This window comes from Stenotrophomonas sp. (assembly GCF_032061965.1).
Classification (GTDB): Bacteria; Pseudomonadota; Gammaproteobacteria; order Xanthomonadales; family Xanthomonadaceae; genus Stenotrophomonas.
The window spans coordinates 42111-65635 of sequence record NZ_DAMBEF010000002.1 but is presented as its reverse complement, the minus strand read 5'-3'; the positions used below and the strand labels follow the sequence as shown (position 1 = coordinate 65635).

General features: G+C 64.1%; 20 protein-coding genes. All 20 read left to right on the top strand.

What is annotated here, in order from left to right; translation table 11 throughout:
* Positions 1-520 precede the first annotated feature (520 nt).
* The 20 genes from RT460_RS01540 to RT460_RS01445 all read left to right on the top strand — a co-directional run bounded on the left by RT460_RS01540 (position 521) and on the right by RT460_RS01445 (position 23493).
* On the top strand, positions 521-967 hold the full coding sequence (locus RT460_RS01540; RefSeq protein ID WP_293706143.1) for an SUF system Fe-S cluster assembly regulator: 447 nt from the start codon (positions 521-523) through the stop codon (positions 965-967).
* A 19-nt stretch (positions 968-986) separates the two neighbouring features.
* On the top strand, positions 987-2462 hold the full coding sequence (gene sufB, locus RT460_RS01535; protein ID WP_313316743.1) for a Fe-S cluster assembly protein SufB: 1476 nt from the start codon (positions 987-989) through the stop codon (positions 2460-2462).
* On the top strand, positions 2459-2869 hold the full coding sequence (locus RT460_RS01530) for a lysozyme inhibitor LprI family protein (RefSeq protein WP_313316742.1): 411 nt from the start codon (positions 2459-2461) through the stop codon (positions 2867-2869). Before sufB ends, RT460_RS01530 begins: the two co-directional genes overlap by 4 nt.
* A gap of 36 nt (positions 2870-2905) precedes the next feature.
* On the top strand, positions 2906-3670 hold the full coding sequence (sufC, locus tag RT460_RS01525; protein ID WP_313316741.1) for a Fe-S cluster assembly ATPase SufC: 765 nt from the start codon (positions 2906-2908) through the stop codon (positions 3668-3670).
* Positions 3670-4932, top strand: a complete 1263-nt coding sequence (sufD, locus tag RT460_RS01520; RefSeq protein ID WP_313316740.1) for a Fe-S cluster assembly protein SufD — start codon at positions 3670-3672, stop codon at positions 4930-4932. Before sufC ends, sufD begins: the two co-directional genes overlap by 1 nt.
* On the top strand, positions 4929-6185 hold the full coding sequence (locus RT460_RS01515) for a cysteine desulfurase (RefSeq protein WP_313316738.1): 1257 nt from the start codon (positions 4929-4931) through the stop codon (positions 6183-6185). Before sufD ends, RT460_RS01515 begins: the two co-directional genes overlap by 4 nt.
* A gap of 330 nt (positions 6186-6515) precedes the next feature.
* On the top strand, positions 6516-9083 hold the full coding sequence (locus RT460_RS01510) for an alpha/beta fold hydrolase (RefSeq protein ID WP_313316736.1): 2568 nt from the start codon (positions 6516-6518) through the stop codon (positions 9081-9083).
* A 59-nt stretch (positions 9084-9142) separates the two neighbouring features.
* Entirely contained in the window at positions 9143-9679 is a 537-nt protein-coding gene (locus RT460_RS01505; RefSeq protein WP_313316735.1) for a GNAT family N-acetyltransferase, read from the top strand.
* On the top strand, positions 9676-10008 hold the full coding sequence (locus RT460_RS01500) for a non-heme iron oxygenase ferredoxin subunit (protein WP_313316734.1): 333 nt from the start codon (positions 9676-9678) through the stop codon (positions 10006-10008). Before RT460_RS01505 ends, RT460_RS01500 begins: the two co-directional genes overlap by 4 nt.
* 231 nt (positions 10009-10239) lie before the next feature.
* The gene (locus RT460_RS01495; protein ID WP_313316733.1) at positions 10240-10680 is read left to right on the top strand and encodes a hypothetical protein; all 441 of its coding nucleotides are present in this window, start codon (positions 10240-10242) and stop codon (positions 10678-10680) included.
* A 127-nt stretch (positions 10681-10807) separates the two neighbouring features.
* Positions 10808-13099 (top strand): TonB-dependent receptor, encoded by a 2292-nt coding sequence (locus RT460_RS01490; RefSeq protein WP_313316732.1) that lies wholly within the window; start codon positions 10808-10810, stop codon positions 13097-13099.
* A gap of 143 nt (positions 13100-13242) precedes the next feature.
* Positions 13243-13962: a tetratricopeptide repeat protein gene (locus RT460_RS01485; RefSeq protein WP_313316731.1), complete on the top strand. Its 720-nt coding sequence runs from the start codon at positions 13243-13245 to the stop codon at positions 13960-13962.
* Positions 13963-13971: 9 nt separating this feature from the next.
* On the top strand, positions 13972-14649 hold the full coding sequence (locus tag RT460_RS01480; protein ID WP_313316730.1) for a Fe2+-dependent dioxygenase: 678 nt from the start codon (positions 13972-13974) through the stop codon (positions 14647-14649).
* An 805-nt stretch (positions 14650-15454) separates the two neighbouring features.
* Positions 15455-15853 carry a hypothetical protein gene (locus RT460_RS01475; protein ID WP_313316729.1) on the top strand — a complete coding sequence of 133 codons (399 nt, stop codon included), beginning with the start codon at positions 15455-15457 and terminating at the stop codon, positions 15851-15853.
* Positions 15854-15984: 131 nt separating this feature from the next.
* Positions 15985-18399 carry a TonB-dependent receptor gene (locus tag RT460_RS01470; RefSeq protein ID WP_313316728.1) on the top strand — a complete coding sequence of 805 codons (2415 nt, stop codon included), beginning with the start codon at positions 15985-15987 and terminating at the stop codon, positions 18397-18399.
* A 336-nt stretch (positions 18400-18735) separates the two neighbouring features.
* Complete coding sequence (locus RT460_RS01465) at positions 18736-19350, top strand: PepSY-associated TM helix domain-containing protein (RefSeq protein ID WP_313316884.1); 615 nt, start codon at positions 18736-18738, stop codon at positions 19348-19350.
* A gap of 25 nt (positions 19351-19375) precedes the next feature.
* A complete protein-coding gene (locus RT460_RS01460; protein ID WP_313316727.1) occupies positions 19376-19897 on the top strand; it encodes a DUF2271 domain-containing protein in 522 nt (173 codons plus the stop codon).
* Positions 19898-19922: 25 nt separating this feature from the next.
* On the top strand, positions 19923-20729 hold the full coding sequence (locus tag RT460_RS01455) for a DUF4198 domain-containing protein (protein WP_313316726.1): 807 nt from the start codon (positions 19923-19925) through the stop codon (positions 20727-20729).
* 182 nt (positions 20730-20911) lie between these two features.
* Positions 20912-21886 carry an FAD:protein FMN transferase gene (locus tag RT460_RS01450; protein WP_313316725.1) on the top strand — a complete coding sequence of 325 codons (975 nt, stop codon included), beginning with the start codon at positions 20912-20914 and terminating at the stop codon, positions 21884-21886.
* Entirely contained in the window at positions 21883-23493 is a 1611-nt protein-coding gene (locus RT460_RS01445; protein WP_313316724.1) for a sulfite reductase flavoprotein subunit alpha, read from the top strand. The genes RT460_RS01450 and RT460_RS01445 overlap by 4 nt, the downstream gene beginning before the upstream one ends.
* The last annotated feature ends 32 nt before the right edge of the window (positions 23494-23525 follow it).

The following is a 23525-nucleotide window of genomic DNA, read 5'->3' as shown; positions in this document are numbered from 1 at the left end:
CGGCTGCGCCGCTCCCCTCTCCTGCCTTCGGCATCCTCTCCCGCAAGGGGAGAGGAAAGCGCACGCGGCTGCGCCGCTCCCGGCGCCTGCCTTTGGCAATTATTTGCGGAGGAGAGGGAACCCTGCAGTTGAAGCACAACCGCTTCTGGCCCCCTCTCCCCTTGCGGGAGAGGGTTGGGGAGAGGGGGCGCGTTTGCTCCCGGCTCTGCCTGGGGGTGAAAGCAGCGGCTGCGCCGCTCCCCTCTCCTGCCTTCGGCATCCTCTCCCGCAAGGGGAGAGGTAAAGAGCAAGCGGCTGCACCGCTCCCCTCTCCTGCCTTCGGCATCCTCTCCCGCAAGGGGAGAGGAAAGAGCAAGCGGCTGCGCCGCTCCCGGCGCCTGCCCTACGCCCCCTCTCCCCGCAAGCAAAGAGGAAACGGCAAGCGACTTCATCGCCCCTTCTGGCACCTGAACAGCAGCGCTTGGACCCGTCCGCGAGAAAGCGTACAATTTTGGTCCACATTGAACCCCCGCCTCCCGCAATGCTCCGCGTCACCAAGCTTACCGATTACGCCACCGTCGTCCTGACCGTGCTCGCCGCACGGCCAGCCGAAGTGCTGAGCGCGACCGATCTGGCTGAAGCTGCCGGATTGGAGCCTCCCACCGTCAGCAAGCTGCTCAAGCCGCTGGCCCAGGCAGGCCTGGTTGAAGGCCTGCGCGGCGTCCGCGGTGGCTACCGGCTTACCCGCCCCGCCTCCGAGATCACCCTGATCGAGATCCTGGAAGCGATGGAAGGCCCGCTGGCCATCACCGAATGCAGCCAGGAGCAAAGCCAGTGCGGCCTTGCCGGGCAGTGCGGTGTGCGCTCCAACTGGCGGCTGATCAATGACGTGGTTTCCGATGCCCTGCGCGGCGTCACCCTCGCGCAGATGCTGCACCCCTTACCGCTTGCCGACCGTCGCCGCATTAGCGCCGACGTCGTCTCCTGAATAACCGTAGGCAGCCCTGATGGCCACCGAGATCCTCGAAAACGTCGGCACCGCCGACAGCCCGAACCGTGAAATCCACGAACAGCTGGGTCGCAAGTACGACGCCGGCTTCGTCACCGACATCGAATCCGACTCCTTCCTGCCAGGCCTGAACGAGGACGTCATCCGCGCCCTCTCCGCCAAGAAGGACGAGCCGGAATGGATGACGCAATGGCGCCTGGATGCCTATCGCCACTTCCTGACCATGCGCCAGCCCGATTGGGCCAAGCTGCAGATCGGCCCGATCGACCTGCAGGCGCTGAGCTATTACTCCGCGCCGAAGGGCCCGAAGTACAAGTCGCTGGACGAGGTACCGAAGGAACTGCTGGACACCTACGACAAGCTCGGCGTGCCGTTGCATGAGCGCGCCAAGCTGGCCGGCGTGGCAGTGGATGCGGTGTTCGACTCGGTCTCGGTCGGTACCACCTTCCGCAAGGAACTGGCCGAGAAGGGCGTGATCTTCTGCTCCATCTCCGAAGCCATCCGCGACTACCCGGAGCTGGTACAGAAGTACCTGGGCTCGGTGGTGCCGGTGGGCGATAACTACTTCGCCGCGCTCAACTCGGCGGTGTTCTCCGACGGCAGCTTCGTGTTCGTGCCCGCCGGCGTGCGCAGCCCAATGGAGCTGAGCACCTATTTCCGCATCAACGCCAGCAACACCGGGCAGTTCGAGCGCACCTTGATCATCTGCGAAGACAAGGCCTACGTCTCCTACCTGGAAGGCTGCACCGCGCCGATGCGCGATGAAAACCAGCTGCATGCCGCCGTGGTTGAACTGGTGGCGCTGGAAGATGCCGAGATCAAGTATTCGACCGTGCAGAACTGGTACCCGGGCGACGAGAACGGCGTGGGCGGCATCTACAACTTCGTCACCAAGCGTGCCGAATGCCGTGGCGCGCGCTCCAAGGTGACCTGGACCCAGGTGGAAACCGGCTCGGCCATCACCTGGAAGTACCCGTCCTGCGTCCTGCTGGGCGATGACTCGGTGGGCGAATTCCACTCGGTGGCGCTGACCCATCACCGCCAGCAGGCCGATACCGGCACCAAGATGATCCACGTCGGCAAGCGCACCAAGAGCAAGATCATCTCCAAGGGCATCAGCGCCGGCCGTGGCCAGAACACCTATCGCGGCCTGGTGCGCGTGGACCGCGGTGCCGAAGGTGCGCGCAACTACACCCAGTGCGACTCGCTGCTGATCGGCAAGAAGTGCGGCGCCCACACCTTCCCCTATATCGAGGTAAAGAACCCCAGCGCCACCGTCGAACACGAGGCCACCACCTCGAAGATTTCCGACGACCAGCTGTTCTATTGCCGTTCGCGCGGCATCGACCAGGAAAACGCGGTGTCGATGATCGTCGATGGCTTCTGCAAACAGGTGTTCAAGGAATTGCCGATGGAGTTCGCTGTGGAAGCCAAGAAACTGCTGGAAGTGTCGCTTGAAGGATCGGTCGGATGAGCCGCCTGCCACTGCTCCTGCTGGCCGTGCTGCCGTTCGCCGCCTCCGCTGCGTCGCCGGGCAAGGCCTGCGATGACGCCCGCACCCAGCTGGATATCAACGCGTGCGCGGCGGCCGAAGCCGAAGCCGCCGATGCCGAACTCAACGCCGTATACCGGCAGGTGATGCAGAAGCTGCAGGGCCAGCCGGTCGCCATCGACAAGCTGCGCGCCGCCCAGCGCCTGTGGATACCGCTGCGCGATGCCGATATCGAAGCGCGCTACCCGGTTGGCAAGGACGAGAACCCGCGCGTCCTGTACGGCTCGATGTATCCGATGCTGTATTCCAGCAACAAGGCCGAACTGACCCGGCAGCGCACGCAATGGCTGCGCGCCACCTTCCTCGATCGCGCCGAAGGCGAGCTCTGATCGCCCCGCACCCTACATATTGAAGAACGCACCCTCATGCTGAAGATCGAAAACCTACACGCAAGCATCGGCGACAAGGAAATCCTCAAGGGCCTGTCGCTGGACGTGAAACCTGGCGAAGTGCACGCCATCATGGGCCCGAACGGCGCCGGCAAGTCCACCCTGGGCAATGTGCTGTCCGGCCGCGAAGGCTACGACGTCACCGCCGGCACCGTGCTGTTTGAAGACAACGATCTGCTGGAGCTGGAGCCGGAAGCCCGCGCCGCCGCCGGCCTGTTCCTCGCTTTCCAGTACCCGGTGGAAATCCCCGGCGTCAACAACACCTACTTCCTGCGTGCCGCGCTCAATGCGCAGCGCAAGGCGCGCGGTGAAGAAGAACTGGATTCGATGCAGTTCCTCAAGCTGGTCCGGCAGAAGCTGGCCGTGCTGCACCTGAAGGACGAACTGCTGCACCGTGGCGTCAACGAAGGCTTCTCCGGTGGCGAGAAGAAGCGCAACGAGATCTTCCAGCTGGCCGTGCTCGAGCCGAAGCTGGCGATCCTGGACGAAACCGACTCCGGCCTGGATATCGATGCGCTCAAGAGCGTGGCCGATGGCGTCAACGCCCTGCGTTCGCCGGAACGTTCGTTCCTGGTCATCACCCATTACCAGCGCCTGCTCGATTACATCAAGCCGGACGTGGTGCATGTGCTGGCCGACGGCCGCATCGTCAAGACCGGTGGCCCGGAACTGGCACTGGAACTGGAAGCGCACGGCTATGACTTCCTGAAGGACCGCGTGGTCCGCGAGGCGGCCAAGTAATGAGCGCGCTCTTGGATTCACTGGCCGCTGGCTTCAGCGGCAGCGAGGCACGCCGCACGCTGCTTGATGCCGCACTGCAGACGGGCCTGCCGGCTGCGCGCAACGAAGCGTGGAAGTACACCTCTCTGCGCCAGCTCGAACGCCGCAGCTTCAGCGCTGCGCCGCCGCAGGCGCCCGGCATCGATGCTGCGCTGCTGGCCGACATTCCGTCACCGCGCCTGGTCTTCGTCAATGGTCGTCCCAGCGCTGCCCTGAGCGATCTGTCCACGCTGGATGCTGGCGTGCAGGTGCGCACCTTGTCGGCCGTGCAGAACGAAGAGCCCGATGCATTGCGCTTCCTCGGCCGTCGCTTCGAGCGCAGCGAAGAAGTGTTCGCCCAGCTCAACGCTGCACTCGCCGATGAGGGCGTACTGGTACAGGTTGCCGAAGGCATCGTCAGCGAACACCCGCTGCACCTGGTTTTCGTCAGCGCCGCAGACGCTTCTGATCTGGCCTGGCATCACCGCCATCTGATCGAGCTGCGCCGCGGCGCCGTGTTCGGCCTGGTCGAGCACCACCTGCAGGTCGGCGACAGCGCACATCTGGACAACACCCTGGTGCACGTCCACATCGCCCAGGACGCCGTGCTGTCGCATGCCCGCGTGCAGGCCGACAGCGCGCGTGCCACGTCGCTGCTGCGCACCGATGCAGTGCTGGCCCGCGATGCGCAGTACCGTCGTATCGACCTGGAACTGGGCGCTGCACTGAGCCGTCATGAGCTCAATGTGCGCCTGGAAGGCGACAACGCCAAGCTCACCGCCAATGGTGTGCTGCTGGGTACCGGCCGCCGCCATATCGATACCCGCCTTGGCATCGAACACATTGCCAAGGACACCAGCGCCGAGCTGGTCTGGCGCGGCGTGGCGGCCAACCGCAGCCGCGTGGTGTTCCATGGTGGCATCAACATCCGCGAAGGCGCTGATGGCACCGATGCCAACCTGTCCAACAAGAACCTGCTGTTGTCGGCCGACGCCGAGATCGATACCCAGCCGACACTGGTGATCGATGCCGACGAGGTCAAGGCGGCGCACGGCGCCACCGTCGGCCAGCTTGATGCCAACGCGCTGTTCTACCTGCGCACGCGCGGCGTGCCGGCCGAACAGGCCCGCGCCATGCTCAGCGCCGCCTTCTGCCACGAGCCGCTGGCCGCCGTGGAAGGTGTTCTCACCGAAAAGCTGGCCCGCCACCTGGACCAGGCACTGCAACAGGCAGGCATGGCATGAACCTCAGTTCCCCGCGTCCGATCCAGCACCCGGCCAGCGCCCCCGACTGGGAGCGCGTGCGCGCCGACTTCCCGCTGCTGATGCGCGAAGTCAACGGCAAGCCGCTGGTGTATTTCGACAACGCCAACACCGCGCAGAAGCCGCTGTCGGTGATCGGCGCGGTGGACGAGTTCTACCGCCGCTACAACGCCAATGTCAGCCGCGCCGTGCATGCGCTCGGCACCGAGGCCACCGACGCCTACGAGGGCGCGCGCAACAAGCTGGCGCGCTTCCTCAACGTGCGCGCCGATGAGCTGGTGCTGTGCAGTGGCACCACCTTCGCGATCAACCTGGTGGCCTATTCGTGGGCATTGCCGCGGCTGAAGGCCGGCGACGTGATCCTGGTCTCGCGCATGGAGCACCACGCCAACATCGTGCCGTGGCAGCTGGTCGCCCAGCGCACCGGCGCGACCCTCCGCGTGGCCGAGATCAGCCCGGACGGCAGCCTGGACCTGGATGCGCTGCATGCAGCGATGACGCCGGAAGTGAAGCTGCTGGCGGTTACCCATGTCTCCAACGTGCTGGGCACCATCAACCCGGTCCGCGAGATCTGCCGGGAAGCGCGCAAGCGCGGCATCGTCACCGTGGTCGATGGCTCGCAGGCCGCACCGCACCTGCCTGTGGACGTGGCGGCGATCGGCTGCGACTTCTATGCGGTGACCGGTCACAAGATGTGCGGCCCCACCGGTACCGGTGCGCTGTGGGCGCGCCGCGAACACCTGCAGGACATGCCGCCGTTCCTGGGCGGTGGCGAGATGATCAAGGAAGTCAGCTTCGACGGCACCGTGTTCAACGATGCCCCGCACAAGTTTGAAGCCGGCACCCCGAACATCGCCGGCTTCATCGGCCTGGGCGTGGCGGTGGACTACCTGGAATCGCTGGGCCGTGAGCATATCGAGGCGCGTGAGCAGGAACTGCTGGCGCACTTCACCGAAGAACTACGCAAGGTCGATGGCCTGCGCATCTTCGGCAGCGCCCCGCACAAGGCGGCGGTGGTTTCGTTCCAGATCGAAGGCGCACATGCGCATGACCTGGCGACCCTGCTCGACCTGCAGGGCGTAGCCGTGCGTTCGGGCCAGCACTGCGCGCACCCGCTACTGCAGTACTACGGCGTCGCTGCCACCTGTCGCGCCTCGCTGGCGTTCTACAACACGCATGAAGAAATCGAATCCTTCATGGCCGCGTTGAAGAAAGTGCGCACGCTGTTGGGCTGATTGCTCGCACAGCGAGAGCGTCGCCGGGCGTTGCTACTGCCAAGACCAGCAGCGCGCAACGCCCAGACCATCGCCCGCTATAGTCCCGCCCCTCCCTTCTGCAAAGGGCGCAGGGAGGGACAAAAAATCATGGCTTCTGGCGACATCCGCGGTCTTCGCGTGTTCAACACAAATGCCCCAGCCCGTTCAGCGTGACCCAGCTCCGCCTTGGGTGTCTTTCAGCCGCGCGAATGATCGCCTCCTTCGACACGGTTGTAGTCGCACAGCACGAAACAGCAAATCCATGGCCGTGCCAGCAGCCCCAGTTGGCAACCACACGCATCTAGTCTGATGCCGACCTCCCTGCTTGGCCGCCCCGCACGCCGGATGCTTGCCTGGCACCCACTTGCATGTCAGCCTTGCACCATGAAAGCAGGAGGGGATATGCAGCACGGATGCACATTGTCATTAGCCAGCGTCAGGCTTTTGTTGCTATTTGCATGCCTATGCTGGCCGTTGGTCAGCTGGGCGGCAATCGAACCGGTCAAGCCCGGCGAGATACCGGCCCTCAAACCCAATGAAGCATTGATCCTGGCTGCGGTGGACACCAACATCCCGCTGGACTCGGTCCGCCTCAACCGTGACGGCAAAGTGTGGGGCGACGGCGTGATGTCGCGTCTGCAGGCCGGCCACAACTATCGCCTCTATGTTGCGCCTGCCGGCCGCTATGTCTGGCGCGAACTCATGCCATTCAACGGCTTCCGTTATCTACTCAAGGATGACGAAGAACTGGAGTTCCAAGTCGACGCCGGCACTATCGTCTACCCTGGCGACCTCGTCTTCCGACCGACCTCGATGTGGCGCGCCGATGTCCACCGATCCAATCGCAGCCTCGCGGCAATGGATTGGCTGCAGCGTACCCATCCTGGCCTGTATGCCAGCCTGTCCTTCACTTATTCTGGCCACTACCCCGACCCCTTTCCAGCTTTCTACAAGGAAAGAGCTGGCACAGCTGAATTCCCAGCGGAGGTCCTGACGCCAGCGACGGCACACAAACCGGGCAAGACCAAAGACAAGGAGAAGGACAAGGACAAGCCGGAGATCAATCCCTATTGGCGGGATCCCGAAATCCTCAGCACCAGTCTCAACCCTGCTGGCACGCGCTTGGCCCTGCAGGTCCGCCAGGACGAATCACACTGGGGTGTGGACCTGATCGACCTGCGTTCCAGCTTCCAGACCCGGCTCGGCAGCAGCGATATGCCGTTGGATTCGTTCCGATGGGCTGATGACGATACCCTGCTCACCTCCGTGCGCCTGTCCAACGGTTTGAACCGGATTTCAGTGCTGCACATCACCACCAGCGGGGACACCCCCCACTACGCGAGCTACCTTGTGCCCGGCCAAGGAAAGGTTCTGGATCTGCTGCCAGGCAGGCCTGGGCATATCCTTCTTGCAAGCATGTCCCGCGACGGCGTACTCATGGTGCACCCGCTGAATGTCGCAAATCAGGCTGCTGTCGAAAGCTTCCGCCCAACCGTGCGCAGCCGCATGAATACCGGGATCGAAAACGACACTTGGTGGTTCGTAGACGGCACCGGCGCACTCAGCCTTGGCATTGTCCGTCGAGGAGACGATCACGTCCTGGTCCAACGCCAAGCCGATGGCTTCCACGATGTCATGACCATTTCGGATGAACTGTCGTTCGATCCTATTGCTATCTCCGCCGACGCCAGCAAGATATATGCGCTCACCGATGACAAGCGCAGCCAACGCGACCTGGTGGAGTACAGCGTGGCCACACGTTCGGTAACCCGTACGATTTATTCACAGCAGGGGATCGACATACACTCAGTGATATTCGATGACTCTCGCAATCCGATCGGCGTCGAGTTCTACCGCGATGGGCAGCTGCTCTCCGAATATTTCCATGCCAATGACGCGCGTATTGCCCGCCAGCTGGAGAACGCCTTCCCTGGACAGGCAGTGCAGATGATCGGGCGCAGCCGCGACGGCGGCAGCTTGATTGTCCAAGTGGACGGTGCTGATTCCCCACCACAGCTGTATCACCAGGATGTAAAGCAAAACAAAGCTTCTTTGGTGGCTCAAACCTACCCATGGCTTGCGGAGCGTCAGTTCGCACCGACCAATGTCCTGAAGTTCAAGGCAAGCGATGGGTTGGATGTGGAGGCCTTCCTCACCTTGCCCCAAGGACAGCAACCCCGCCCTCTGGTCGTCCTCCCACATGGCGGGCCCATCGGTGTCGCCGACAGCCTGCATTTCGATCCGGAAGTGCAGTTTTTGGCTTCGCGAGGGTACGCCGTACTACGTGTGAACTTCCGCGGATCGGAAGGCTATGGGCGTGCGTTCCGCGAGGCAGGGCATCGCAACTACGGCACCCGCATTGAAGACGACATCGATACAGCGACCATCCAGGCCTTGGCCAAATATCCACTCGACGCCTCCAGAATGTGCGTCGTCGGCAGCAGCTACGGCGGGTACTCGGCATTGGTATCAGCCATCCGCTGGCCAGAGCGTTTTCGCTGCGCGGTATCCATCGCCGGCATCAGTGATCGCATGCTGTTCTTCATGGCAAGCGATACCGCCCGCAGTGAAAAAGGCCGGCAGTTGGCCGAAAAGATAATGGGAAATCCCAAAGAGAACGGCGATGAAATGCGCGCGACATCGCCACTTTATGGTTACGCAGGACTGTCCGTGCCGGTGATGCTTGCCCACGGCCGGGAAGATCAGCGGGTCGATTTCGAGCACAGCAGGCGCATTGCGCGCATGTTGCGTATTGCCGGACGTCCGCCAGTGGAACTTTACTTTGATGATGAAGGTCATGGCGTAGATGACCCAGCCAACAGGACGGAGCTGTGGAACCGCGTTGCTGACTTCCTCGACCAGTCCACCAGGCACTGATGCCACCTCCGTGGGCGAACAAACTGTTCGCCCCGGTGCGTCAGGATTAGAATGCACAAATGGACGCACTCACCTTCCGCACCGCCACCGCCGCCGATATCCCGGCCCTGATTGAACTGGTCACCTCCGCCTACCGCGGCGACGCCTCCCGCGTGGGCTGGACCACCGAAGCCGATATCCTCGACGGTCAGCGTGTCGACGCCGCCGGCATCCAGGCCGACCTCGATCGCCCGCGCAGCGTGATCCTGCTCGCCGAACAGGATGGCCAACTGCAGGCCTGTTGCCATGTTGCCGATGAGAACGGCCATGGCTACTTCGGCATGTTTTCGGTCAGCCCCACCGCCCAGGGCGGCGGCATTGGCAAGCAGCTGATGCAGCGGGCTGAGCAGTACGCGGCCGAACAATGGCAGGCCCCCAGCATGCAGATGACCGTGATCGACTGCCGCGCCGAACTCATCGCCTTCTACGAACGCCGTGGCTATGTGCGCACCGGCATCAAGAAGCCTTTCCCGTATGGCGACGAACGCTTTGGCATCCCCAAGCGCGATGATCTGCAATTCGAGATCCTGGAAAAGCCACTGGGAGCCACCGCATGAGCGAGACCTGGACCTTCATCTGCGCCAGCCAGGAGCTGTTGCCTGGGGAAATGAAGACCGGCTTCGATGAAGTCACCGGCGCGCCCATCGTCGTATTCAACCTGGACGGTGAGCTGTACGCGCTGGAAGACCAGTGCACCCACGAGGAGTTCGAACTGTCCTCCGGCGAGTTGGACGCGGACGAAGGCAGCATCGAGTGCATCCTGCACGGCGCCCGTTTCGACGTTCGCGATGGCCGCGCCCTGTGCGCCCCCGCCTACACCGCCGTACCCAAGTTCCCAGTGAAGCGCGAGAACGACGGCATCTGGTCGCGCGACGACCGCGACTGAGCAGAACGCGCGGCGTCTGGCCCAGGCCTTGGGCCGGGCCATCGTGGCTGACGATTCCACTGTCGCTGGCTGGGTCGTGTCCCTGCGCGGTTCGGCCTGCCACACACGCCGGCTGCGTACCCTTTGACCGGGCGGCTGTCTTGCGCACAATCGCATTGCAAACGCAAACAATTCTCAATAAGATGCGCATCTATCGCAATAACGCGATGTTAACGGTCCCTGCGCCTCTTCATGTCCGCCACGCCCGTCAAGGCTTTGCCGAACACTGTCGCCTCCGTGCGACAGCGGCTGCCGTTGCTGATGCTGGTGTTCGGCATGTTGCTGGTCTGGGCCGTCGCCCTGCAGGCGAAGGCAGTTGCCGCCGCCCCGCTGGCGATGACGGGCTACACGCAGATACTGGTTTCGCCTGAACCGGGCCACCCGCAGCAGCCGCTGCAGATGGTTGCCATCAGCGAAGCCGGCAGCGAATCCTCCCGCCCGACCCGCTCGCGCCCCGCACCGCTGCTGTCGGCACCGGTCATGACTGCTTCGCTTACCGCCCACCGCGTCTTCATGACTGCCGCCAGCGACACGCTGCTGCAGCACGCGGTGGAGCGCGCCCAGCGTTATCCGTTGGCGCCTTACCTGCTGCTCAATCCCGGCCACGCCCCGCCTGGCGCGCGCGCCATCTAAGCAGCCTCCGGCAGTGCCCGCGCCACAGCGTGTGCCGTTGCCAATTCCCCGCTTTCCACCTACACCCCCCTCGGCGCCATTCGGCCCGTGAGGTCAACTCGTCCTTTTCTCCCGGATATACCTGTCCATGACCCACATCAAGACCCGCAAGTACGCACCGCGCGCCACCATGCTCGCCACCGCCACGCTGGCTGCCGGCTTCTCGCCGTTGACCGCACTGGCTGCCGACGCAGACGCCGACTCGGCCAAGAACAAGGCCACCGATCTGGATCAGGTGCAGGTACGCGGCAGCTGGTTCGCGCCATCCTCGCCCAAGTTCACTGCCGAACTGCTGGACACCCCGAAGTCGGTATCGGTTGTCACCGAGAGGACCATCCAGGAAATCGGCGCCACCAACCTGGTCGATGCCCTGCGCATGGTGCCGGGCATCACCTTTGGTGCCGGCGAAGGTGGCAACTCCACCGGTGACCGTCCGTTCCTGCGCGGCTTCGATGGCCAGAGCAACATGTTCGTCGACGGCCTGCGCGACGTCGGCACCCAGACCCGCGAAGTGTTCGACCTGGAGCAGCTGGAAGTGGTCAAGGGCCCGAGTTCGGCCTACGGCGGCCGTGACTCCGGCGGCGGCAGCATCAACCTGGTCAGCAAGACCCCGAAGCTGAAGAACGAAACCAGCGCCAGCATGGGCATTGGTACCGACAGCTATGCGCGCGGCACCGTTGATGCCAACTACGTGCTGGGCGATGGCATCGCTGCACGTTTGAACCTGCTCAAGCACGAATCCGACATCGCCGGGCGTGACGCCGCCAATGTCAGCCGCTGGGGTATCGCACCGTCGATCGCCTTCGGCCTGAACGGCCCGCTGCAGCTGATCGCCAGCCATTACCACCTGGAAACCGACGACCTGCCCGATGCGGGCGGCTTCCCGTATGGCGACCCGACCACCGGCACCACCACCGGCGCGCCGATGGTTCCCAACCGCAATAACTACTACGGCCTGATTGACCGCGACTTCCAGCGCACCCGTGCCGACATCAGCACCCTGGACGCCAGCTACGCCTTCGGCGAGCACAAGCTGCGCAACATCGCGCGCCTGGGCAACACCAGCAATGACTACCTGTGGACGCAGCCGGACGACAGCAAGAACAACCCCAACAACTTCGGCACCTTGTGGCGCCGCACCAACAATCGTGCGATCGACACCAAGACCTTCGCCGACCAGCTGAGCCTGACCGGCGCCTTCCAGACCGGCGGCCTGAAGCACAGCTACAGCGCTGGCGTTGAGTACAGCGAAGAGAAGAGCAGCAAGGGCAGCTATGTGATCGGCGGCGCGGGCACCAATAATCCGCTCACCGGCAACCAGAACTGCCCGACCACCGGCGCAGCCACCGGCTATAACTGCACCGACTTCTACAACCCGAACCCGAACGATCCGTGGTCAGCCACCCATCCGGTTACCCGCAGTGACAAGGGCCTGGATATCGAGCAGACGACCAAGACCAAGTCGGTCTACGCATTCGACACCATCGAATTGAGCGAAAAGTGGCTGGTCAACCTGGGCCTGCGCTGGGACGACTACGACACCGAACAGGTCACCCCGGTCGCCGGCAAGGCCCCGACGGTGCTGAACAACAGCGACGGCTTCCTGAACTACCAGGCCGGCGTGGTGTTCAAGCCGACCGCCAACGGCAGCATCTACCTGTCCTACGGCACCTCCTCGACCCCGCCAGGCATGGACAGCGGTGAAGGCAATGACTCGATCAGCGCCGCCATCGAGAACCTCAAGCCGCAGGAAACCAAGAACTACGAACTGGGCACCAAGTGGGACCTGCTCGACAAGCGCTTGAACCTGACCGCCGCCATCTTCCACACCGAGATGAGCAATGCGCGCGTCGTCATCGACACCGGCACCACGCAAAATGCAGGCAAGAAGGCGATCAATGGTCTGGAGCTCAGCGCCACTGGCCAGATCACCGATAGCTGGAATGTTTCCGCTGGCTACACCTACATGGACTCGGAGCTGAAGGACAACGGTTTTGTCTGCGGCGTCACCGTGCCGCGCGGCCAGCCCTGCCCTGCGGGCCAGTACATCGTTTCGCCGAATAACGGCAACATGTTCCCGAATACCCCGAAACATGCCGCCACGCTGTGGACCACCTATGCACTGCCGTTCGGCCTGACCATCGGCGGTGGCGCCAGCTACGTCGACAAGCAGTACGGCGATGCTGCCAACACCAAGTGGATCCCGAGCTATACCCGTTGGGACGCCATGATCGGCTACGCCATCCAGGACAACATCAGCCTGCAGTTGAACGTGCAGAACCTCACCGACAAGACCTACTTCACCAAGGCCTATGCCTCGCACTACGCGAGCATCGCCCCGGGTCGCGCGGCCACGCTGGCACTGAACGTCAAGTTCTGATGCCCGCATGACCGGCAACGGCGGCAGGCGCGAGCCTGCCGCCGTTGTGCATTTCCGTTCCTGCCACGGCAGACGACAGCGACCACCCGCACTGGCTACCATCGGCAGCAGATACCGGCGGAAGCCTGCACACAGGCAAGACGATGTCCAACTCATTTCCAGGCGATGTCGCTGCACTCGCCCAGCAACTGGTGAACGATCCGCATGGCACCTTCGCGCAGGTCCGCGAGGCGGCGTTGGCGGGACAACTGGACGCACAGCTGCTGCTGGCGCAACTGTATATCGAAGGCAAAGGCGTGGACCGCGACGAACAGGCCGCCCTGCTCTGGTACGAAACCGCCGCCAACAACGGCAGCGCACTGGCGATGAACATGCTCGGTCGCTGCCATGAGCTGGGCCAAGGTTGCGCGCCTGACGCCACACTGGCTGCGGTCTGGTACCGCAATGCTGCCGAAGCCGGTCTGGACTGGGGCATGTACAACTACGCCAACCTGCTTGCTACCGGCCGCGGCGTCGCACAGGACCGGCCCAAGGCCTTGGCCCTGTATACACAGGCTGCAGAACTGGGCCATGCCAAGTCGATGAACCTGCTGGCGCGCCATCTGGAAGACGGCCTGGATATCGAGCGTGATCCGCAGGCCGCCTTGGCCTGGTACCAACGCTCGGCCGAGGCCGGTGATTTCCGCGGCCAGGCCAACCTTGCCTCCATCCTGCTGCAACAAGGCCAGGTCGAACTTGCCGTGCAGTGGCTGCAACTGGCATTGGCTCATGGCAGCCCTGCTTTCATGGCGCATATCGTGCCGGAACTGGCCGCCTCGACGCACCCGCAGATCCGCGCACTGGTCGCACACCACACCGTTTGAGGAAATCCCATGCTGCTGCATATTCCCAACGTCCTGAGCCCTGAGCAGGTCGCCGTGTTCCGGCAGAAACTGGATGCCGCCGACTGGACCGATGGCCGCGAGACCGTCGGTCATCTGGGCACCCACGCCAAACGCAACGAACAGCTGCCGGAACAGTCCGCGCTGCGCCGTGAACTTGGCGAAATCGTGCTGCTGGCCCTGGTGAACAACCCCTCGTTCTTCAGCGCAGCGCTGCCACTGAAGTATCTGCCGCCGCGTTTCAATCGCTATACCGGCGGCGGCACCTACGGCTTCCACGTCGATGGCGCAGTGATGAACCTGGGCCAGGGCGAACAACTGCGTTCGGATGTGTCCTGCACGCTGTTCCTGTGCGAACCGGACGAATACGAAGGCGGCGAGCTGATCATCAGCGACACCTACGGCGAGCACGAAGTGAAGCTGCCAGCCGGCGACCTGGTGGTGTATCCCTCCAGCAGCCTGCACAAGGTGCAGCCGGTGACGCGCGGTGCGCGCCTGGCCTCGTTCTTCTGGGTGCAGAGCATGGTGCGCAATGACGCTCACCGTCGCCTGCTGTGGGAAATGGATACGTCCATCCAGCAACTCACGCTGGACTGCCCGCAACATCCGTCCCTGGTCAGCCTGACCGGGATTTATCACAACCTGCTGCGGCAATGGGCTGAGACCTGAGCACGGTGTAACCCCGTGGCCCGGCCAAGCACTGCGCGCCCGGGGCTGTCGGCGCAGAGCCCAGCAATCGGCATGCCTTGCTCCCCGGGTGCGCTTCGCTTACCCGGGCTACAACGACCGCGATCGCGGCTTTTCCGCGCGCACCTGACAGGTGTGTAACCCGGGTAAATGCAGCGCACCCGGGGCTGTCGGCGCAGAGCCCAGCAATCCAGCATGCCTTGCTCCCGGGTGCGCTTCGCTTACCCGGGCTACAACGACCGCGCCTGCTGCTTTTCCGCGCGCACCTGACAGCACCGTAGCCCCCGGGTAAGCACCGCGCACCCGGGGCTTTCGGCGCAGAGTCCAGCACTCCGGCATGCCTTGCTCCCGGGTGCGTTGCGCCTACTCGGGCTACAACGACCGCAACCGCTGCCTTTCCACGCGCACCTGACAGCACCGTAGCCCGGGTAAGCACCGCGCACCCGGGGCTCTCGGCGCAGAGCCCAGCACTCCGGCATACCTTGCTCCCGGGTGCGCTTCGCTTACCCGGGCTACAACAATCGCAACCGCTGCTTTCCCGCGCGCACCTGACGGGTGCGTAGCCCGGGTAAGCGCAGCGCACCCGGGGCTGTTGCCGGAGAGTCCAAATATCCGTCTGTTTCTTACTCTCCCTGCGCTGCACCCCTACCCCACAGCTCTGCTACTCCCCGACTCCACAGTGGCCATCTTTTCGATAGTAATTCTTATTTGCAAAGGCTAACGAATCCCATCTACAATCCCCGCGCCAGCGCAGGTCAACCTGACCCCGCTCGTCACCGGGGGATACATGCAGCATCCACAGCGTCAATCAGGCGAGAAAACGCGCGGCATTCATGCCGGGCGCAACTTGTTGCTGACGGTGTTGGTGCTGCTGTCCATGCTTGCCGGCCTGACCGCAGGTGGTGCGCAGCTGGTTCGTTACGGTCTGGCCGAAGCCAGCGCAACGGCCCCGATTGAAGAACGCCAAGGTGGCGATCGCCATCTGGAAGAAGAAAGCCCGGCCAAGCTGCGCCGGGTAAGCAGCCTGAGCCAGGCAAAAGCGGCGCAGCCGCTGCCTGCGTCCACGGCACGGCCAGCGACGCCCTCACCCACGGTGGCGCAACTGGCAATACTGGAGGCACACAGCCTGGGCCATCCCTTGCCCAGCCAGCGCCAGCAACGCGGACAGGCACCCCCGCAGGCCTGAACTGACGGCCTCTGCCCGCCGCGTTACCGCATCACCGCGCCTTTCTCCCTTGCTGCCAGCCCGCACGCCCTGCGTTTGCGGCCGTAAGCCTGCATCCGTCTTTTGCTTTCGACTTCTTCCGAGGTATCCCCATGGCCCTGCGCCAGCGCCACCGTGTGTCCGTTTCCCGCCACCTGCTCAGCCTCGCCGTGCTCGGCGCAATCAGTGCCAGCGCCCATGCCAACGGCAGCGGCGCGCCCACCACGCTGGACAAGGTGGTGGTCACCGCCAGCGGCTTCGAGCAGAAGATCACCGATGCACCGGCCAGCATCAGCGTGGTCAGCCGCGAAGAACTGTCGCTGCGTCCCTACACCAGCCTGATTGATGCGCTGCGTGACGTCGAAGGCATCGACGTCGGCATGGAAACCACCGACAAGAACGGCCGCGCCACCATCTCCATGCGCGGCATGCCCTCGGAATACACGCTGGTGCTGATCGATGGACGCCGCCAGAGCAACGTCGGCAACCTCTACCCGAACAACTTCGGTGGTGGTCAGTTCGCCTACATGCCGCCGTTGGATGCAGTGGAGCGCATCGAAGTGGTGCGTGGCCCGATGTCGACCCTGTACGGCGCCGACGCCATGGGCGGCGTGATCAACATCATTACCCGCCGCAACCAGAACGAATGGCACGGCTCGGTGACCCAAGGTTTCACTGTGCAACAAGAAGACGCCTTTGGCGATGCCCGCACCACCGACCTGTACCTGAGCGGCCCGCTGATCCAGGACCGCCTGGGCATGACCGTGCGCGGCAGCTGGTACGACATCGACGAATCGCGACCGGAATGGGACTCGCTGCCGCTGCCTGATGGCAGCCAGTGGGAGCGCGCGCTTGGCTTTGGCGGCGGCGGCAAGGCCGTGGCCAACACCAACTGGAACAGCGGCATCCGCCTGAACTTCAAGGCCAACGACAATCACGACCTGTGGCTGGACTACGACGTCTCCCGGCAGAAGTACGACAACAGTCAGGGCCAGACCGGCACCCTGGATGGGCTGGAAAGCCTGTGGCGCAGTGGCGTGGCGACCATTCCCGATGGCAACGGTGGCACCACCAGCCGCCGCGTGGTGCAGCCGCGCGTGGGTTACACCGCCTACCAGCGCTATGAACTGGACCAGCTGTCACTCACCCACCAGGGCCGCTACGACTTCGGCACCTGGCAGACCAGCCTGTCGCGTACCCAGAGCAACAACCTGGGCCGCTCGCTGCCGTTGACCCTGGCCGAGCGCGCCGACCTGCAAACACTGTGGAATGACGTCTGCCAGCGCCAAGGCCTGGCCGCCAACTGCAACATGCCCAGCGGCAACCTCACCGTGCTCAATGATGCCGAGCGCAGCCGCCTGCAAGCCTTCCTGCCGCGTCCGCTGCGCACCATGGAGCTGGACGCGATGGTGCTGGACACCATGCTCGACATGAGTTTTGGCGCACACAAGGTCACCGTTGGCGGCCAGTACAACAACACCGACATGACCGATGGCGTATTCGGCATGGACGGCAACGGCTACCGCGACAACGTCAAGCAGAAGCACCGCACCTGGTCGGTGTTTGCCGAGGACAACTGGTCGCTGACCGACGCACTCACTGCCACCCTCGGCCTGCGCTATGACCACCACAACATCTTCGGCAGCCATGTCAGCCCGCGCGCCTACCTGGTGTGGAATGCCAGCGATGCGTGGACCGTCAAGGGCGGCATCAGTACCGGCTACAAGACCCCGCGCCCGGACCAGCTGTTCCCGGGTGTCACCGGCTTTGGTGGCCAGGGCGTGATCCCGATGGTCGGCTCCCCGCACCTGAAGCCGGAAACCAGCACCAACTACGAAATCGCCACCTACTACGATGGCGAACGCTGGGGCTTCAACGCCACCGCCTTCCTCAACCGCTTCGATGACAAGATCGCCAGCGGCGGCAGCTTCGCCAACTGCGAAGTGGCACCGGCCAACAGCGGCTACTGCGTGGACGTGGGCCCGGGCTGGGCAGCGCTGGGCTATAGCGTTTTCAGCCAGAGCGTGAACCTGGACAAGGCCGAGACCCGCGGTGTCGAACTGGCCAGCCATGTCGACCTGCTGGACAACCTGCAGCTGCGCGGCAACTACACCTACACCAAGAGCGAACAGACCAGCGGCGCCACCAAGGGCCAGCCGATCGCCGGCAACCCGGCCAAGCACATGGCCAACGCCAGCCTCAACTGGCAGCTCAACGACGCCATCAGCCTGAGCCTGATCGGCGAAGGCCGCTACGATCGCTATCGCGACACGCTGGTATCCAATGTGGGCGGCACCAACAGTTCCACTGTCCGCTACTACGAGGACTACACCACCTTCCACCTGGGGGGCAGCTGGAAGCTCAACGATTGGCTGACGGTCAACGCGCGGGTCAACAACCTGTTCGACAAGGACTTCGTCTCCCAATCCTGCATCCTCACCTCACCCAGCGAGTACAGCTGCGTGGACGACTATGCAGTGAAGGAACAGCGCCGCAGCTACTGGCTGTCGCTGAACGCGAAGTTCTGATGGGTGTAGCGGGGCACGGGCAGCGCCGAGCGCTTGCCCACCCCGCCTGTCAACGCCGCAGCCTCACAAACGTTTCCAACACAAGCAACACCGCTCCCTCCCTTTCACCCAGTGAAGGGGAGGGTTGGGGAGGGGTAGCCTTTGACTTGGCTTCTCGGCCTTACGCGAAGAACCAGAGCAAGAGCAAAAGTAGCCACTTCCCGCCCCTCCCCTTGCCTCAGGCAAAGAGAGAGGCATAGCACGGCACAAATTGCGAATCATTCTCATTAATGCTCTAATTGTCCCCCTTCGATAACTGATATTCCCGTGTCCGCAGAGCGCACTACCGCCACCACCGTGCAACAACAGGCCAGCCGCGGTTTCTGGCTGCGCACCCTGCACCAGTGGCATTGGATCAGCTCGGCGGTATGCCTGATCGGCATGCTGTTGTTCTCCATCACCGGCATCACCTTGAACCATGCGTCCAAGATCGAAGCCAAGCCGCAGGTGCAGAACCAGCAGCTGGAGTTGCCGCAGGCCATGCTCGGTGCCCTGGGTGATCGCGAAGACGGCAATGCGCCGCTGCCTGGCCGTGTCGCCGATTGGTTGTCCACGCGCCTGGATGTTTCCATCGGCAAGCGCGAGGCCGAGTGGTCAGCCGAAGAAATCTATCTGTCCATGCCCGGCCCCGGCAGCGATGCCTGGCTGAGCATCGACCGCGAAACCGGTGCGGTGGAGTTTGAAAAAACCCGTCGCGGCTTGGTCTCGTATTTCAACGACCTGCACAAGGGCCGCAACGCCGGCCCGGGCTGGGGCTGGTTCCTCGACGTGTTCGCGGTGGCCTGCCTGGTGTTCTGCATCACCGGCCTGTTCTTGCTGCATCTGCATGCGCGGCAGCGGCGCATGACCTGGCCGCTGGTCGGCCTGGGTTTGCTGATCCCGCTGCTGATTGCCCTGCTCCTCATCCATTGACCGTCCTACTCCCCGGAGTCGCACCATGCGCGTCACCCTGACCATCGCCCTGAGTGGTTTGATCGCCACCGCTCCCGCCGCCTATGCCGCCAGCCTCGACGTCAACGTCGAAGTGCCCAAGCTCAACGTGGCCGAATACCACCGCCCGTATGTCGCGGTGTGGATCGAAGGTGCCGACCAGAAGGTCGCCGCCAACCTGTCGGTCTGGTACCAGTTGCGCGACACCGCCGAAGGCCATGGCACCAAGTGGTTGCCGGACCTGCGCCAGTGGTGGCGCAAGAGCGGCCGCACCTTGCAGGTGCCGGTGGATGGCGTGACCGGCCCGACCCGCCCGGTCGGCAAGCACCAGCTCAGCTTCACTGACCGCCAGCCGCAGCTGCGCAACCTGCCCGCCGGCCAGTACACATTGGTCGTTGAAGCCGTGCGCGAAGTCGGCGGCCGCGAGCTGGTCAAGATTCCCTTCAGCTGGCCGGCACGCGCCGCGCAGAACGGCAGTGCCCAGGGCACGTCCGAGCTGGGCGCCGTCACCCTTGCCGTCAAGCCCTGATCCACTTCAACAACGGAGCCAACCGATGAAGCGTTCCCTCCTGCTTGCTGCCGCCATCGCCGCAGTCCTGCCCTTCTCCGCCGCCGCCCACAAGGCCTGGCTGCAGCCGTCGCAGACCGTGATTGCCGGCACCAATCCGTGGATCACCGTGGATGCGGCCGTGTCCAATGACCTGTTCTACTTCAACCACGTGCCGCTGCGCATCGACAACCTGGTGATCACTGCACCGGATGGCAGCGTCGTGCAGCCGCAGAATGTCGCCACCGGCAAGCTGCGCAGCGTATTCGACGTTGAGCTTACCCAGCAGGGCACCTACCGCCTGGCCAACGTCAATGCCGGCCTGATGGCCAACTGGCAGGAAGACGGCAAGCCCAAGCGCTGGCGCGGCAATGCGCAGACCTTCGCCACCGAAGTGCCGAAGGACGCCAAGGACCTGAAGGTCTCCGAAACCAACGGTCGCGTGGAAACCTTCGTCACCAATGGCAGCCCGAACGACACCGCACTCAATCCGACCGGCAAGGGCATCGAGCTGGTCGCCGATGGCCACCCGAATGACCTGTTCGCCGGCGAAGCAAGCAAGTTCAAGCTGCTGGTGGACGGCAAGCCGCAGGCCGGGCTGGAAGTGGAAATCACCCGCGGTGCCACCCGTTACCGCAACGCCCAGGAAGAGATCAAGGTCACCACCGACGCCAACGGCGAGTTCAGCGTGACCTGGCCGCAGGCCGGGATGTACTGGCTGGAAACCGGTACCGAGGACAACAAGACCTCGATCCCGCAGGCCAACGTGCGCCGCCTGAGCTACGTGGCCACGCTGGAAGTGCTGCCGCAGTAAAGCTCTAAAAGCCCCTCTCCCGTCCGCGGGAGAGGGGTTGGGGTGAGGGCAAGGCCGAAGCCGGGCTCCTGAAGCCGCGGCAGACCCACAAAAACAAAAGCTCCCCCTCATCCGCCCCTTCGGGGCACCTTCTCCCGTAAACGGAAGAAGAAACACCTGCCCCAGCTGGCCTTTTGATACCGATGTCCTCCAACTCCGACATCGCCGCCCTCGGCGGCCACACCATGGGCACCAGCTGGAGCGTCAAGCTGGTCGTTGCACGCAGCCGCGATCTGCATCCGCTGCATGCCGGCATCCAAGCCGAGCTCGACCGTGTCGTCGCGCAGATGAGCACCTGGGAAGCCGACTCGGACATCAGTCGCTACAACCGTGCCGCCGCCAACAGCTGGCATGCACTACCCGATGACTTCTGGAACGTACTGAGCAGCGCGCGCGACATCGCCGAACGCAGCGCAGGCGCCTTCGATCCCACTATCGGCCCCCTGGTCGCACTGTGGGGCTTTGGCGCCGATGCCGCCGCACAGACCGTGCCCGAGCCCGCGCGGCTTGCCGAGGTGGCTGCACGCTGCGGCTGGCAAAAGCTGCAGCTGGATCCACAAACGCAAAATGTCCTGCAACCCGGTGGCCTGCAGCTGGATCTGTCGGCCATCGCCAAGGGCTATGGCGTTGATCTGGTCAGCCGCTGGCTGCGCCGCAACGGCATCGAGGCCGCGCTGGTCGAAGTTGGCGGCGAACTGCATGGCTATGGCCTGAAACCTGACGGCCAGCCTTGGCGCGTACTGGTTGAATCCGCGCCGGAGGAAGATGCCGGTGCCGACTATCCACCGCGCGTACTGGCCTTGGACGATCTGGCGGTGGCCACTTCCGGCGACCGTTGGCATCACTTCGAACGTGAAGGCGTGTCCTACAGCCACACCCTGGACCCACGCCACCATGCGCCGGTCAGCCGCGCCGCTGCTGCGGTCACCGTGATTGCCCGCGACGCGATGCTTGCCGATGCCTGGGCCACCGCCTTGACCGTGATGGGCGCTGATCAGGGCCCGGCCTTTGCCAACAGCCATGACTTGGCTGCACGCTTCATCACCCGCACCAACACCGGCCTGATCGAAACCATGAGCCCCGCCTTCCAGCGCTACCTGGACGCCAGCGCGCAATGAACCCCAACCGCTCCACGCGCGCCCTGCTTGGCAACCTCGCTGTAGGCCTGGCCCTGCTGTTGATCGCCCTGCTGCTGTTGCGCCTGCATCTGGGCGAACGTTGGTGGCCGGCACCGCCACTGGCGCCACAGTGGTGGATGGCCCTGGCAGCATTGGTGATCTACGCAGCCGCCTGTTTCGCCCTGTGGTGGTGCACACGCGAACGCGACGATGAGGTCGGTGACAGCAAGGAACCGCCCATCCTGGTGGTGTGGGCCAGCCAGACCGGTTTTGCCCAGCAGCTGGCACAACGCACCGCGGCACAGCTGCGTGCCGCCGGCCACAAGACCCGGCTGCGCGCGATCGACCAGGTGGATGCGGCCTTGCTCGACAGCAGTCGCCAGGCTTTGTTCATCGTCAGCACCACCGGCGAAGGCGACCCCCCCGATCACGCCCTCGCCTTCCTGAGCCGGGTGATGCCGCAGCCGCTGCAGCTGCCGCAGCTGCAGTACGGCGTGCTGGCACTGGGCGACAAAACCTACGAGCACTATTGCGCCTTCGGCCGGCAGCTGGATCAATGGCTGCGCATGCACGCTGCACAGCCGCTGTTTGACACCGTTGAAGTCGACAACGCCGACGCGGAGGCACTGCGCCATTGGCAGCAGCTGCTGGGCCAGCTCGGCGGCGCAAGCACGGAGACAAGTGATTGGAGCGCGCCGGCCTATCAATCCTGGCTGCTGCGCAAGCGCGAAGTTCTCAACCCCGGCAGCATCGGCGGCAAGGTATTCCACCTGCAGCTGCAACCGGCCGATGGCAAGCTGCCAGCCTGGCAGGCCGGCGACATCGCCGAGATCGGCCCACGCCAATCCGCCGCCGCGGTGACCCAATGGCTGCACGCACACGACTTCACATCGACCGCCGTGCTGGCCGATGGCCGCTTGCTGCGCGACGCCCTGGCTGTTTCGCATCTGCCCGAAAGCTGCGACACCGGCGATGCCGACGCCCTGGCCGCCAGCCTCAAGCCCTTGCCGCACCGCGAATACTCGATTGCATCAATGCCAACCGAAGGCAGCCTGCAGCTGATGCTGCGCCGGCAGTTACGTCCCGATGGCACGCCGGGCCTGGCCAGCGGCTGGCTCTGCGACTACACCGCCATCGGTGACAGCATCGACCTGCGCCTGCGCAGCAACAGCAACTTCCACCCACCCAGCAACGATGCACCGCTGATCCTGATCGGCAACGGCACCGGCATCGCCGGCCTGCGTGCACATCTGCGCGCCCGTATCGATGCAGGCGCGCGCCGCAACTGGTTGCTGTTCGGCGAGCGCAACGTGGCGCACGACTTCCATTTCGGCGACGAGCTGCGGCAATGGCAGCGCGAGGGTGGAATCGAGCGATTGGATACGGTTTTCAGCCGCGACGAGGGCGCCTTCCACTACGTACAGGACGCATTGGCTGCGCACAGCAAAGTGCTGCGGCAATGGCTGGATGACGGCGCCACCGTGCTGGTCTGCGGCAGCCTGCAGGGCATGGCCCCGGCGGTGGACAAGGTCATCATCGATGCGATTGGCGCCGACGCACATCAGGCACTACGCATTGCCGGCCGCTACCGCCGCGACGTCTACTGAGCGTAGTGCCGAGCCATGCTCGGCAGAGGCCT

Excerpts from the sequence above, each read along its gene's own strand:
- RT460_RS01490 (WP_313316732.1), top strand. The coding sequence starts at position 10,808 with ATGACCCACATCAAGACCCGCAAGTACGCACCGCGCGCCACCATGCTC.
- RT460_RS01485 (WP_313316731.1), top strand. The coding sequence starts at position 13,243 with ATGTCCAACTCATTTCCAGGCGATGTCGCTGCACTCGCCCAGCAACTG.
- RT460_RS01475 (WP_313316729.1), top strand. The coding sequence starts at position 15,455 with ATGCAGCATCCACAGCGTCAATCAGGCGAGAAAACGCGCGGCATTCAT.
- RT460_RS01480 (WP_313316730.1), top strand. The coding sequence starts at position 13,972 with ATGCTGCTGCATATTCCCAACGTCCTGAGCCCTGAGCAGGTCGCCGTG.
- RT460_RS01515 (WP_313316738.1), top strand. The coding sequence starts at position 4,929 with ATGAACCTCAGTTCCCCGCGTCCGATCCAGCACCCGGCCAGCGCCCCC.
- RT460_RS01470 (WP_313316728.1), top strand. The coding sequence starts at position 15,985 with ATGGCCCTGCGCCAGCGCCACCGTGTGTCCGTTTCCCGCCACCTGCTC.
- RT460_RS01500 (WP_313316734.1), top strand. The coding sequence starts at position 9,676 with ATGAGCGAGACCTGGACCTTCATCTGCGCCAGCCAGGAGCTGTTGCCT.
- RT460_RS01505 (WP_313316735.1), top strand. The coding sequence starts at position 9,143 with ATGGACGCACTCACCTTCCGCACCGCCACCGCCGCCGATATCCCGGCC.
- RT460_RS01450 (WP_313316725.1), top strand. The coding sequence starts at position 20,912 with ATGTCCTCCAACTCCGACATCGCCGCCCTCGGCGGCCACACCATGGGC.
- RT460_RS01495 (WP_313316733.1), top strand. The coding sequence starts at position 10,240 with ATGTCCGCCACGCCCGTCAAGGCTTTGCCGAACACTGTCGCCTCCGTG.
- RT460_RS01455 (WP_313316726.1), top strand. The coding sequence starts at position 19,923 with ATGAAGCGTTCCCTCCTGCTTGCTGCCGCCATCGCCGCAGTCCTGCCC.
- RT460_RS01530 (WP_313316742.1), top strand. The coding sequence starts at position 2,459 with ATGAGCCGCCTGCCACTGCTCCTGCTGGCCGTGCTGCCGTTCGCCGCC.
- RT460_RS01445 (WP_313316724.1), top strand. The coding sequence starts at position 21,883 with ATGAACCCCAACCGCTCCACGCGCGCCCTGCTTGGCAACCTCGCTGTA.
- sufD (WP_313316740.1), top strand. The coding sequence starts at position 3,670 with ATGAGCGCGCTCTTGGATTCACTGGCCGCTGGCTTCAGCGGCAGCGAG.
- sufB (WP_313316743.1), top strand. The coding sequence starts at position 987 with ATGGCCACCGAGATCCTCGAAAACGTCGGCACCGCCGACAGCCCGAAC.
- RT460_RS01460 (WP_313316727.1), top strand. The coding sequence starts at position 19,376 with ATGCGCGTCACCCTGACCATCGCCCTGAGTGGTTTGATCGCCACCGCT.
- RT460_RS01540 (WP_293706143.1), top strand. The coding sequence starts at position 521 with ATGCTCCGCGTCACCAAGCTTACCGATTACGCCACCGTCGTCCTGACC.
- RT460_RS01510 (WP_313316736.1), top strand. The coding sequence starts at position 6,516 with ATGCCGACCTCCCTGCTTGGCCGCCCCGCACGCCGGATGCTTGCCTGG.
- sufC (WP_313316741.1), top strand. The coding sequence starts at position 2,906 with ATGCTGAAGATCGAAAACCTACACGCAAGCATCGGCGACAAGGAAATC.